Consider the following 13311-nt stretch of genomic DNA (forward strand, 5'->3'; position numbering starts at 1 on the left):
TAAATGAGATTATATAAAGATCAAAAGGGATCTGTTTTAGTCATGGCTTTGATCTTCTCATTTATTGTAATGGCGACTATTGCAGCACTTTTGTATTCAGCTAAGATAGGATTATTAACGACTAGAAGTATTGTAAAGCAAGAAACTAAGGAGTTTTTTGGCGAGACATATTTGAATCAAAATATTAATAATATTGATTTTACAACAACAAATGAACATAGTGTGGTTGGACACATATACAAAGTTGAAGTAGATGAATCTAAAACGGAATCTTTTTTTCATGAAAATAATAATGCTGAACTATATCAGAGCGAAGAATATTATAGTTATCTATCTTTATTTAAAGGGTATGATCTTAAAGATGAATTAGAATTTTCAAGGAAAATTATTTTTAATAAATTAGTGGCTAATTCCTACCTTAAATATGATGAGGAATATACCCCAATAAATGTTCCTCTTCTTAGCTTGGCAAATATAACTGATCCTAATGAAATTAAATATAGGCTCAATGATGATAAAAAAATAGATGATGAAGAAAAGGGCTATATAGGATATATAAAGAAAAACAAGGATACTTTAAGCTTTAATACTAGCTCCGGTTCTAACGATATAATTGTTCCAAAAGATTTAAGTGAGAAGTATAAAGTTCTATTGGGTTGGAATTTGGAGGATGGGAGATGGTATATTTTTATTGCACTTTATGATTCTGAGAAAATATTTATAACTTCAACTTCATTGAGAAATCTTATGGATGATCCATTAGAAACAACTACTGATCTAGAGAAGTGGGAGCAAGTAATAAGTGATCCTGATGGTTTTGAGAAAGTAAAAAATAGAATTTTAAAAGATAATATTCTACAAGCAGTATGGTATTATGATCAACCTGATGAAGCCCCTAGTCTTTTAGTTTCTAGAAAAAATGAAAAAACTAAAATGGGAAGCTCAAAGAAAAGTAAAAGTGTTAGTGAGCTTGAGTTTTATAATGTTAAATATGATACTCGTAAACAAAAGTATGAGGCAAATTTTTCAGATTCTTTAAGTTTTAGAAATAGAGAAATAAAAGAAGAAAGTACTTATATGCTTGTTCCTGACCTTCAAGCAAATTTAAATGCTAGTACAGTCATATTGTTTTACCCTTATGATACTAGTCCTGAATTAACTAGTGTAAGTGATTTTAACTATAGCGGAGATTACAAAATAGGTAGAGGTCTTTCTACATATATAGCTGCAAAAGAATTTGGTAAACCATCCATGGTTTCAAAAAATCAAGCAAATCAGGGTTATATTACAGTATATGACAAAGATACAGTCCATCAGTATGAATATACAACAGGAGTAGCAAATCTAAAAGATAAGAAAGATAAAACTTATTTTGGTGAGAAAATATCAATGGTGGTTCCAAAATTTGGATATAACTTCGTCTTTACAAATAAGAAAATACATCAAAATGATTTTAAGTTAAATGAAATAAGAGCAATTGATGTAGAAGGTGATGTATCAGCTCCACAATTTCTTATGGGGTTGGATAAGGGTGATTCTGCTAATTATGGCAAAGTTTATATTTCACCTAATGGACTTAAACAAAAAGCAGCAGCTACTCTTGAAGAGCAGCCAAGTGATGGAGATGATAAAGCCTCAGAGAATAAAAAAGAAGACAAAAAAGATGGCTCTTTTGGAAATATATATTTAGATATTCGTGACTTATATCCTTTGGGTGTAGTGCGAATATTCTCTAATTAAGGTTTAAAATGTTAGAAAAAATAAATACAGAAAAAAGAAATATTCGTAGCATGAACTTAGACTCAATGAGTGTGCTTGAAGCAGTAAAACTTATGATAGATGAAGAAGTTAATGTTATAAAAGCTTTAGAAAGTCAGCAAGTTAATATTTCAAAGGCTATTGAGAAAACAACAAACGCACTTAGAAATGGTGGAAGAATTATTTATATTGGTGCAGGTACTAGTGGACGATTGGGGATATTAGATGCTGTTGAATGTCCACCAACCTTTGGTGTGGATTATAATACTGTGATTGGATTAATTGCTGGTGGTGAAGAAGCATTTATAAAAGCTCAAGAAGGTGTTGAGGATATTGCTGAAGCTGCAGAAAAAGATTTAAAAGATATAAATGTGAATAGTAAGGATGTTGTAATAGGATTAGCGGCAAGTGGTAGAACTCCTTATGTTATAGGAGGGCTTAGATATGCTAACAGTATTGGAGCAGATACTATTGCAATAAGTTGTAGTGGGAATGCTGAAATCTCAAAAGAAGCAAGTTTAGCTATAGAAGCTATTTCTGGCCCAGAGGTTTTAACGGGATCTACTAGATTGAAAGCTGGAACAACACAAAAATTAATATTAAATATGATTTCTACATTATCTATGGTTTCTATAGGTAAGGTTTATCAGAATCTGATGGTAGATGTGAAACCAAGTAATAATAAGCTTGTAGAGAGAGCAAAAAGAATAATAATTGAAGCTACAGGTGTGAGTTATAGTACTGCAGAGCAAGCTTATGAAAAAGCTGGAAAGTCTGTAAAAACTGCTATAGTAATGATTTTAAATGATTGTGATTATGCTCAAGCTTTGGCAATATTAAGTAAGAATAATAATTTTATAGTTAAGAAGTGAAATATGAAAAAAGTATTTTTTTTAATAATGTTTATAGGTTTTTCAACTTCTTTTGCAGATACTGTCTATGAGTGGAATGATAAAGGAACACCTACTTTTTCAAATAAACAACCAGATAGTAAAAAAACTACTAATGTGACAAGTGTAAATGTAGATGATCAGCCAGTTACAAAAATTGATACAGTTAATGTAAATAAGCAAATGCTGGATGACATTAAACATAGTGCAGAGGGTTATGTTTCAAATGGTAATCCATATACTCTACAGGGTGAATTCCCTGCTGGATTTACAGATAACTATTTTGATTTCTATGGTAGAAACTTTGGTTATAACCACTTGATGTCTTCTAATATGCAAATGGGTATTATGAACTATAATGCTAGAAATAATGATAAGCTAATGGGAACATCATATTAAGTCTTTAAGTTCAATAAGATTATCTATGAAAGCAAATGGTTTTAGATCTTTTAGGTTGACTCCATTGTTATATCCATGTGATATTAGAATTGTTTTAACTCCAGCTTCATTAGCACATAAGTAATCATTAATTGAGTCGCCTACCATAATACTTTCTTCTGCTTTTGCATTTAATTCTTTCATGGCATGTAATAATGGTAATGGATGAGGCTTATAGTATTTAGTAGAATCTCCACCTATAGTGATTTCAAAGAAATCTGAAAGTTTTAAATTTGAAATAATTTTAATAGCTGCTTTTTCATCTTTATTAGTTACCAATGCCATTTTTATATTTTTAGATTGAAAATATTCCAATATCTCTAATACATTCGGAAATAATATTGTATTAGCGCCATCTAGTTGTTTATATGTTTTTGAAACTATTTCTATAGCTTTTGGAGCTATTGTCTCGATATGTCCAAAATCTTCTATAAAAAGCGATAAAACTTTTCTAACTGTTGTTGGATAACCTTTGCCGATGATATTTTCTATAGTTTCTATATCTACAGCTGGTAAAGAGAATGTTTCTAACATTTTATTTATAGCTAAGGTGATATCTCTAGATGAACTTATGAGAGTGCCATCAAGGTCAAAAAAAACATTTTTTACCATATCATCTTTTATTGAGTAGAATATGTTTGTTATTATACAAGAATATAGAAAGTGAGGTTGATTTAATATGAAAAAACTATTTTTAGGTTCAATGATTGGGGTTTTGGGTATTGGTTTTGCAGTAGCAGATGAGTGTCATCCGAAGATTGACGAAAGTCAGGCTAATTTTATAGTGGGTTATGGTAGTCTGATAAATGATAAGTCTAGACAGAGAACTAATCCGGAAGCAAAAAACGTATATCCTGTAGAAGTTAAGAATTTTAAACGAGTTTGGGGATTAGGATCTGGAGGAAGTTTTAGAGGGACATTCTTGTTAGCAATTCCTTCAGAGGGAAGTAGCTTTAATGCTGTGTACTATCCTGTAGATGCAGATGGTGTTTTAGCAGCAGATGAGAGAGAGCATGATTATTGTAGATATAAACTTGAACAAAAAGATGTTAAGTCACTAGGGTTGAAAAATTTACCTAAAGGACAATATTGGATTTATGCTACAGACCCTAAAGAAATACATGAAGCAACAAAAGAATATCCAATTATTCAATCGTATGTTGATCTGTTTATGAATGGGTGTTTGGAGATTCAGGATCGCTATTTAATAAAAGATTACGCAGAGCAGTGTATTAAGACAACTGGTCTTTGGAATGAAAACTGGATAAATGACAGGGTGCATCCAAGAAGACCTACTGACTCTACTCCAGGAGCTATTCAAGTAGATAAGTTATTAGCTCCTCATTTTAGTAATTACTATAACCACTCGTATGAGTAGAAAATTATAGTTTCTTTATTTCTATCTCATCGTTAGCTGCTTTGATAACTTTTGGTGGATAGATTTTGTTTAAAACAATTTTAAGTGTAGATCCCTGTAATAATATAGATAGAACTACTACGATGTAAGTAATGCTTACTATAACGTGTCCTTCATCAGGTAGAGCTAAAGCTAGAGCTAAAGATACCCCACCTTTTATTCCAGACCAGCTTATAAGTAAATTATCTTTTGCTGAAATCTTAGAAAGTCTTTTATCAACTACTGTAATTGGAATTGAAACACTTATAAATCTAGCAAAAGTTACAATAAATATTCCTATGATTCCTACAATAATTGCACTGTCAGAGAAGTTTATGCTAGTTAACTCTAAACCAATTAAGATAAAAAGGAATGAGTTTAGCATGTTATCTATTAATAGCCAAAACCGATCAAGCTTTTTCACTTGGTCAGGGCATGATTTTTTAGATTCAACCAATTGATTACCAATAAAGAGTCCCGCAATAACCATGGCAATTGGACCTGATACATTTAAAACATGGGCTATTAAATAACCCATACTAGCCACAGCTAAAGTAATAAATATTGCTACTTCTGTATCATTGCTAGTTCTTAAAAATATTAATGCTACTTGTGCAAATATGTATCCTAGGACAATACCACCACCAGCTTCAATTAAAATTTGTTTTGTAACTATCCATATATATTCAGCGCCATGATATTCAAGAACGGTAGTGGCTTGGCTAAAGAATACAATATTTGATAAAACAACAAATAGTACGATACCGGTAGCATCATTAAAAAGGGCTTCTCCTACTACTCTGGTTCTAATGTTTGAAGGTATGGATTTGTTATTTGCTAATGTACTAATTACAGCTATTGGATCTGTTGGGGAAATTAATGCACCAAATACTAAGCAATAGCCAAAGCTTAATTTTACGCTAAGCAATAAACATACAAGATAGATCAATGTGCCAGTAAAGAATGTTGAAAGAATTAGGCCAATGCTTGCTAGAGCAAAGATAGCTTTTACCTCTTTTTTTAGGTCAATTATGTTAAAATGAAGAGCATTAGCAAAAAGCAAAAATGATATCATTCCTTGTAAAACAGTGGATTGGAAATCAAAGCTTGATATTGCTACAACAAACATATTTGTTTCGCTAAGAAGAGATACGCACAATAATGAAAAGGTTATTGATAGTATTGTTAGCCCAATAGCTTTTGGAAGCTTTAAAAATTTAGTATTTATATAGCTTAATAAAGCAGTAATTACAGTTAATAAACTGAAGAGAAAGTATGCATCCATTTTTTATTTTATTCCTTACAGACCGCAAGAATACTCCCAGCTACAAGCTTTTGAGAGTTCTTCTAGTATATTATTATTTTTCTTAAAAAAATCAGACTTTAAAATGGTATCTAGTGTCTGATCACCAAACATATAGGATTTAATTTCATCCTCTAATTCTATTACTTTTTTTATATCTTTGATAGCTATTTTATTAGCTTCATTTTCTGTTATGTGAATGCATGGTTGACACTCTAAGCTTCTCTCAACCGACTGGCAGAAAAGTAAGTCTTTGGTAATATTTTCAATCTCCTTTTTGGAAAGATTAATAAGAGGATACCATACGCTTCTATAATCATATTTTTCCTCTTCTTCTATATGCTCTTTTAATAAAGCTGAAGCTTTTGATAAATTCTTTCTATGAGGTAATAGAATCGTAGCTTCACAGTCTGGATCTAGCTCATCAATTTTATTAAGTAGGGTGATACCTTTTAAGAATCCTGCACACCAGCTAAACTGTTGAGAGGGAAATTGTTTTCTGGCTCTCACAAGTGTTGAGAAGTCATTTTCTGCAGTTAGATGAAAGTGTTTAATTTTTCTTTTTTCCAACCAATTGAAAACTTCCGTAAGGTATTTATCCCAATTATCAGCTTGAAAACCAGTATTTACTGAAAGAACACAAAAGTCTTCTTTTAGGTTATTTCTAGCCCACTCTATAAGAGCTATACTATTTATACTAAAATTTGCAATGATAATATTTTTCATTTATATGCCAACGACTTCTTTTACTTTCAGTAAGTTTGCTTTAGCAATAATTCTAGCTTTCTCAGCCCCTTGTTTAAGAATGTCATCTACTTCTTTAGGATTGTTAAAATAAAAGTCGTACTTATCTCTAGCATCTTTAAGGTATTCATTAATTTTCTCAAAAAGGATTTGTTTAGCATCGCCCCAGCCCATACCACCTTCTAGATATTTTTGCTCTAAACTAGCTATTTCACTTTGATTAGCAATACTTTTGTATATTGCAAAAACTGTACATTTGCTTGGGTCTTTTTTTTCTTCAGGCAATTGAGAGTTGGTGATTATTTTCATTACTTGTTTTCTAAGTTTTTTCTCAGCTGAAAATATTGGTATGGTATTGTCATAGCTCTTTGACATTTTACGCCCATCTAGACCTAATATAGTTTGACCCTCTTCATCAGTTAACCCTGTAGGAGTTTTTAAAGTAGATGTTTTGTAAATGTGGTTAAAGCGATTACAAATATCTCTAGCTATTTCTATGTGTTGTAATTGATCTTTTCCAACAGGAACTAAGTCTGCATCGAACATCAGAATATCGGCAGCCATTAATATCGGGTAATTAAAAAGTCCCATAGTTGTTTGCTCAGCTAAATTTTGATCAACTAGAGCTTTATAAGCATGTGCTCTATTTAATAAACCTTTTGAAGCAACTGTTGACAATATCCAGTTAAGCTCCATGATTTCAGGAATATCAGATTGTTTATAAAATGTAGTCTTATTTGGATCTAATCCTAGAGCTAACCATGTTGAAGCTATCTCATGAGTATATTGTTGCCTTAATTTTTTGTCCCATAGTTTTATAAGTGAGTGATAGTCAGCTATAAAATATAAGCAGTCAAAATCTTCACTTTTAGACATTTCAATTGCAGGTTTAATAGCGCCAACATAATTTCCTAAATGAGGAGTGCCAGAAGGGGTTATCCCTGTAAGAACAATTTTTTTAGACATCTTTTGAATTTACCTATAGTTATAAAAAATAATATAAAAATTAATTTTAAAATTTTAACATATACATAAGATTATTTTTACAAATTAAAAGCGCTCAATGAATACAATTGATTTGAATGGCCAAGAATATAAAAAGCTTTGGACAAAAATTTGGATCTTTAGAAAAGATAAATATTTTTTAAGATATGCTACGGAAGAAAATAGAAAAGATGCTTATAGATGGCTAAGCTTTCTATATTCTAGCTCTCATTCTAGGTATTTTTGGTAGCTTATTGAGTTTATCGTCTTTTAAGAGTACAGAAATAATATTTCAAAGTTTAATCATTTTAATTATATGGGTTTAGGATTAAGATATATTCTTATAGCTGTTTTTATTGGTGTTTCATTCGTATTTATATACTTTCCTATAACTCTTATTTTGGGAGGTAAAATTGTCAGTTATCAAGAAGCCATTGTACCATTCATATTATTGAGTTCTGGTTTTGTTTATATGATGTACTTTTTTAATAATATTTATCTTAAAAAGTTTGATGATAAGAATTTTGATAAGGTATTTTTATATTTAAGAGATACTCCAGAATATACAGTTGAACAAAGATTAATAGAGTCATTTAAAATAAAAATAAGTAAGAATCCGATTTTAGTAAAGTATTTTAATCTACTTATTTTTAATTCTTTTTACGATTGTTTTTACATATTTTTTGTATCGTTAGTTATAAAAGAAAAAAACAAGTTTGTTTCAGGCTTTGCAACAAAGTTTTTTAGAATAACTTTTATTTATAGTAGGCTTTATTTCTTAATTCCAGAGATGTTTGATGATAAAGATTGTAGGAAGCCACAAAAAACAATGATGTTAGTATCAGTTTTATCAACATTTATAACAATTAGTATTGGCGTGTGTGCTTTTTATTATTTTGTCACTATGGTGTCAAGACATTTTGTATGATTTTTCATACTGAAAATTAAAAGCATTTTTATGGAGAAGTAAGAGTTAATATGGCGCACCCAGAAGGACTCGAACCTCCAACCGCTCGGTTCGTAGCCGAGTACTCTATCCAGTTGAGCTATGGGTGCTTAAATTGAGATTTTATTATAGTTTATTTAAGCCTGTTTAGTCAAGCCTTCGATTTCTTTTATTACGTGTTTTAATTTTGTTTCTAGCTCTTCTTCAGATAAGTTTGTATTATCAATAGTGAAGCTTGCTATTTTATCTCTCTGCTCATCAGATATTTGAAGTTTTATGAATGCAACGGCTTGTTGTCTATTTTTACCATCTCTATCCATTAACCTTTTGATTCTCGTTTCTAGCTCAGATTTTACAACGATGACTTTTTTTAAGTAGTCATAATGCTTTATGTTGTAGGGGCTTAGAAGAGGAATGTCAACAATAGTTAATTCAGTTTCAGATTCTCTAACTTGCTTTCTTAGTTCTCTATTAATAACAGGATGTAGATAATCTTCTAACCATTTTTTAGCTTCTTTTGAGTTTGTGATAATTTCTCTAAGCTTAGCTCTATTTACCTGTTTATTGATTATTACAGATTCACCAAACTGTTCAGCAATTTTTTTTATTACTGTAGGTTTCTTAGTAATATCTCTACTTATTTGATCTGCACAAACAACAGTTAAGTTGAGTTTTTCTTTAAGTATAGCAGAAGCTGTTGACTTACCACTTGCTATGCCGCCTGTGATACCTATAGGATAAGTGTTGGTTATTGACATTTAATCTTGACAAATTTCATATTCATATCAAAAACAAAATTCTAATATTATTTTCATTGAAAGTCACATATTTTTTGATAAAAAAATTACTTAAGCTTAAAATTGCTATATTAAATAATATATTTCATAAGTAAATTAATGAGAGAAATCTCTTTATTAGATATCATTAAAAAAGAAATTCATAAGTCTGATGAAAAATTTATTTCATTTAGAGATTTTATGAATATGGCTTTATATTATCCTAGTCTAGGATATTATACCTCATCAAAAGATAAAGTTTCCGAATATGGTGATTTTATAACGGCAACTTCTCAAACTTCTATTTTTGCCACTGTTTTTGCTAATCAGTTTGCAGATGTTTTAAAAAAGCTCGGTAAAGATTCTAACATTGTTGAGTTTGGTGCTGGAACTGGGAAGTTTGCAGTCGACTGTATGAATGAATTGAATAGGCTTAATGTGCTTCCACAAAAATATTTTATAATTGAGTTAAGTAATGATCTTAAGTTTAGACAGCAAGCATATATTAAGGAACATGTGCCTGAAAATTTACAAGATAAATTTATTTGGCTAACAGAATTACCGAAAGAGCAGATTAAAGGAGTTATATTTGCAAATGAGGTTTTGGATGCGATGCCTGTAGATATCTTTAGAAAAAGTGATACGAAAATATTTCAACAAGGAGTAAGTATTTCAGAAGGAGAGTTGAAGCTGATTGATTTACCAATAAATGATAAAAGATTTAGTTCTGAAATTGATAAAGTTTTGGCTGATGGGATAACTTTTTCCGAAGACTACACTAGTGAGTTAAATACTTGGATTAAACCTTGGATTAAGTCTATTTCAGAAGCTTTAAAACAAGGGGTAGTTTTTCTATGTGACTATGGTTATCACAGGAGCCTATACTATTTGCCTGAAAGAAATATGGGTACTTTAGCTTGTTATTATAGGCATAAAGTTAATTATGATCCATTTCTAAATATTGGTGAGCAGGATATAACAGCACATGTTGATTTTACATCGGTGGCAGAAGCTGTTAATGATTGTGAATTTGAAATTGAAGGCTATATGACGCAAGCGAATTTTCTTAAAAGAGCAAATGTTTCTGAAATCTTTTTAGAAATTAGAAAGCGACTCGATCAAAAATATTTAGCCAAATACTCCCAGGATTTAAAAGAATTATTATTGGGAGACAAATTAGCTGAAACATTTAAGGTGTTTTGCTTTTCTAGAGGTGTTGATGAAATACTAGAAGTTTTTGATAATGATGATAATTTAGATTACTTGTTATAGTTAAAAATAATAGATAGCTTTCATAGTAGCTATTTGTTGATGTTGTAAAGATGTTATTTTATAATCAACAAATAGTGATTTTACTAAACTTTGATAATCTCGATTATTTCGGAGGATAAAGGATGTCAGATTTGATTAATGATATAGATGCTTTAGAGACTCAAGAATGGCTTGAAGCTTTTGAAGATGTAGTTCAAAGAGAAGGTGTTGAAAGAGCAAGATTTCTTTTTGAAAAATTATTAGATAGAGGAGCTGAGTTAGGAATACAAAATACGTATGCTAATACACAGACAAGAAAGTATATAAATACTATAGATGTCAGTGATCAACCTGATTATCCTGGAAACCTTTCTTTAGAAGAGAGAATAGAGTCTATTACTCGTTGGAACTCTGTTGTTATAGTTGCCGAAGCAAATAATATTGATAGTAGTATTGGTGGTCATATTGGTACTGGTGCTGGTGCTTTAACTTTATATGAGGTTGGATATAATCATTTTTTCCAAGCGCCTAATGAAACTCAAGCGGGAGATTTAATTTTTTATCAAGGACATGCATCTCCTATTGTTTATGCTAGGTCATATCTAGAAGGAAGATTTACTAAGGCGCAATTAGAGAATTTTAGAAAACAAGCATTTGATCCTAAGAATGCAGTATCTTCTTATCCACATCCATATTTGCAGCCAACATATTGGCAGTTTCCTACAGTATCTATGGGTCTTGGTCCATTACAAGCTATTTATCAAGCTAGATTTATGAAGTATTTAGAGGCTCGTGGTCTTGCTAAAACAGATGGACGTAAAGTTTGGGCATTCTGTGGTGATGGTGAGATGGATGAGCCAGAATCTATCGGTTCTATTACTAGAGCGGGAAGAGAAGGTTTAGATAATCTTATTTTTGTTGTTAACTGTAACCTTCAAAGATTGGATGGCCTTGTAAATGGTAATGGTAATATTGTTGAAGAGTTGGCAGGGGTGTTTACTGGTGCTGGCTGGAATGTTATCAAAGTTCTATGGGGAAGTGATTGGGATAAATTGCTTAAAGATCCTGTTGCAGGTAGAAAATTACAAGATAGATTAAGTTCATTAAATGACGGCCAGTTCCATACAATTAAAGCTCATGGTGGCGGAGAGTGTCGTCAAGTTGTATTTAGTGGAGATGAAGATTTAGAGAATCTTGCAAAAGGCATGACAGATGATGATTTGAAAGCACTTCGTCGTGGTGGTCATGATCCTGTGAAAATTTATGCTGCTTATAAAAAAGCAGTTACGCCAAATGGTAAGCCAACTTTAATTCTACCAATGACAGTAAAAGGTTTTGGTTTGGGAGAGTATGGCGAATCTAAAAATATTGCTCATAACGTTAAGAAATTAGATAAAGAAGCTTTAAGATATCTTAGAGATAGATTTAATATTCCAGCTACAGATGAACAAGTTGAAAATTATAGACTACTTTCTTTAGCTGAAGATTCTCCAGAAATGAAGTATTTAAGAGCTAAAAGAGAGTCTTTAGGTGGATATATTCCAGCAAGATTTGAAAATAATGATGCTTTACCTATTCCGCATTATACAGACTTTGCAAAAGCATTGTTGGAGTCAAGCGGAGATAGAGATTTTTCTACAACGACAGCTTTTGTTCGTATGTTGACTAATTTGGCAAAAGACAAGCAGTTAGGTAAGCACTTAGTTCCTATTACGGTTGATGAGTCTCGTACTTTTGGTATGGAAGGTTTGTTTAGACAGTTGGGTATTTATAATCCTAAAGGTCAACAATATACTCCTGAAGATAAAGGTCAGTTAATGTTTTATAAAGAATCTACAGATGGTCAAATCTTACAAGAAGGGATAAATGAGCAGGGTGGATTCAGTTCATGGTTAGCTGCTGCGACATCTTATTCTGTGCATAGAGTACCTATGATTCCTTTCATGATTTATTATTCAATGTTTGGTTTCCAAAGATTTGGTGATCTTGCTTGGGCTGCTGGCGACTCTATGGCAAAAGGTTTTGTTATGGGTGGTACATCAGGTCGTACAACTCTTAATGGTGAAGGTCTTCAACATGAAGATGGCCATAGCCATATTCAAGCGGGCTTAATTCCTAACTGTGTTTCTTATGACCCTACGTATGCTTATGAACTGGCGGTGATTTTATGGCATGGTATGAAGCGCATGTATATTGATGGTGATAAGGTTTATTACTACTTAACTATCATGAATGAAAACTATTCTCATAGAGCAATGCCAGAAGGTTCTGAAGAAGGAATTATTAAAGGTCTATATAAGATTGAAGATAATAAACCAGCTGATAAACATGTTCAACTTTTAGGTTCAGGTTCAATTCTTAAAGAAGTTGAAGCTGCTGCTAAGATGTTAAAAGATGAATATGGTATTACTTCTAATATTTGGAGCATGACAAGTGCTAATGAGCTTTATAGAGAAGCTAAAGATGTAGCTAGATGGAATATGTTGCACCCTACAGAATCTAAGAGAGAGAGCTATATAGAGAAGTGCTTCAAAGATAATAAAGGTCCTGTTGTTGTGTCTACTGACTATATTAAGCTTTACACTGATCAGTTAAGAGAGTTTATGCCTGAGAATTATGTAAACTTAGGTACCGATGGTTTTGGTAGATCTGATACTAGAGCAGCTTTACGTAGCTTCTTTGAAGTCGATAGATATCATGTTGTAGTAGCTGCATTGGGCGCTTTAGTTAAAGATGGTAAAGTTCAAGCTTCTGTTGTTAAAGATGCTATTGAAAAATACGGAATTGATGCAGAGCGTGTAGCTCCTCTGTATAGCTAATTAAAG

Annotated in this window: 13 protein-coding genes and 1 tRNA gene; 8 read left to right on the top strand and 6 right to left on the bottom strand. The window is 31.5% G+C overall.

The features are described from left to right. Positions 1 to 3 precede the first annotated feature (3 nt). From KX01_RS03760 to KX01_RS03770, 3 genes are read left to right on the top strand one after another with little or no spacing between them, the layout of a single operon-like run. Entirely contained in the window at positions 4 to 1740 is a 1737-nt protein-coding gene (locus tag KX01_RS03760; RefSeq protein ID WP_071663723.1) for a hypothetical protein, read from the top strand. 8 nt (positions 1741 to 1748) lie between these two features. Further along, the gene (murQ, locus tag KX01_RS03765) at positions 1749 to 2630 is read left to right on the top strand and encodes an N-acetylmuramic acid 6-phosphate etherase (RefSeq protein ID WP_071663724.1); all 882 of its coding nucleotides are present in this window, start codon (positions 1749 to 1751) and stop codon (positions 2628 to 2630) included. 3 nt (positions 2631 to 2633) lie between these two features. Beyond that, entirely contained in the window at positions 2634 to 3047 is a 414-nt protein-coding gene (locus tag KX01_RS03770) for a hypothetical protein (protein ID WP_083578895.1), read from the top strand. Here KX01_RS03770 and KX01_RS03775 read toward each other — a convergent pair. Beyond that, on the bottom strand, positions 3039 to 3698 hold the full coding sequence (locus KX01_RS03775) for an HAD-IA family hydrolase (protein WP_071663725.1): 660 nt from the start codon (positions 3696 to 3698) through the stop codon (positions 3039 to 3041). The two genes, KX01_RS03770 and KX01_RS03775, sit on opposite strands and share 9 nt — an antisense overlap. A 67-nt stretch (positions 3699 to 3765) precedes the next feature. On the opposite strand from KX01_RS03775, the gene KX01_RS03780 reads away from it, so the two are divergent. Continuing rightward, the gene (locus tag KX01_RS03780) at positions 3766 to 4464 is read left to right on the top strand and encodes a gamma-glutamylcyclotransferase family protein (RefSeq protein WP_071663726.1); all 699 of its coding nucleotides are present in this window, start codon (positions 3766 to 3768) and stop codon (positions 4462 to 4464) included. A 4-nt stretch (positions 4465 to 4468) separates the two neighbouring features. Here KX01_RS03780 and KX01_RS03785 read toward each other — a convergent pair whose 3' ends face one another. From KX01_RS03785 to trpS, 3 genes are read right to left on the bottom strand one after another with little or no spacing between them, the layout of a single operon-like run. Beyond that, positions 4469 to 5767, bottom strand: coding sequence for a cation:proton antiporter (locus tag KX01_RS03785; RefSeq protein WP_071663727.1), 1299 nt, complete (start codon positions 5765 to 5767; stop codon positions 4469 to 4471). Between the two features lie 15 nt (positions 5768 to 5782). After that, the gene (locus KX01_RS03790; RefSeq protein WP_071663728.1) at positions 5783 to 6511 is read right to left on the bottom strand and encodes a hypothetical protein; all 729 of its coding nucleotides are present in this window, start codon (positions 6509 to 6511) and stop codon (positions 5783 to 5785) included. Further along, entirely contained in the window at positions 6512 to 7495 is a 984-nt protein-coding gene (gene trpS / locus KX01_RS03795) for a tryptophan--tRNA ligase (RefSeq protein ID WP_071663729.1), read from the bottom strand. A 97-nt stretch (positions 7496 to 7592) separates the two neighbouring features. Here trpS and KX01_RS09360 point away from each other — a divergent pair, with 97 nt between their 5' ends. After that, positions 7593 to 7763 (top strand): hypothetical protein, encoded by a 171-nt coding sequence (locus KX01_RS09360; RefSeq protein ID WP_156860370.1) that lies wholly within the window; start codon positions 7593 to 7595, stop codon positions 7761 to 7763. A gap of 66 nt (positions 7764 to 7829) precedes the next feature. Then, a complete protein-coding gene (locus KX01_RS03800; protein WP_071663730.1) occupies positions 7830 to 8441 on the top strand; it encodes a hypothetical protein in 612 nt (203 codons plus the stop codon). 51 nt (positions 8442 to 8492) lie between these two features. Here the strand turns inward: KX01_RS03800 and KX01_RS03805 are convergent. Together KX01_RS03805 and coaE are read right to left on the bottom strand one after the other, a co-directional pair. Beyond that, positions 8493 to 8569 (bottom strand) — tRNA-Arg (locus KX01_RS03805). Positions 8570 to 8596: 27 nt separating this feature from the next. After that, entirely contained in the window at positions 8597 to 9217 is a 621-nt protein-coding gene (coaE, locus tag KX01_RS03810; RefSeq protein WP_071663731.1) for a dephospho-CoA kinase, read from the bottom strand. Positions 9218 to 9364: 147 nt separating this feature from the next. On the opposite strand from coaE, the gene KX01_RS03815 reads away from it, so the two are divergent. Next, the gene (locus tag KX01_RS03815) at positions 9365 to 10507 is read left to right on the top strand and encodes a class I SAM-dependent methyltransferase (RefSeq protein WP_071664743.1); all 1143 of its coding nucleotides are present in this window, start codon (positions 9365 to 9367) and stop codon (positions 10505 to 10507) included. Positions 10508 to 10629: 122 nt separating this feature from the next. Further along, complete coding sequence (gene aceE / locus KX01_RS03820) at positions 10630 to 13305, top strand: pyruvate dehydrogenase (acetyl-transferring), homodimeric type (RefSeq protein WP_071663732.1); 2676 nt, start codon at positions 10630 to 10632, stop codon at positions 13303 to 13305. Positions 13306 to 13311 lie beyond the last annotated feature (6 nt).

The sequence above is a fragment of the Francisella frigiditurris genome, from assembly GCF_001880225.1.
GTDB classification, from domain to species: domain Bacteria; phylum Pseudomonadota; class Gammaproteobacteria; order Francisellales; family Francisellaceae; genus Francisella; species Francisella frigiditurris.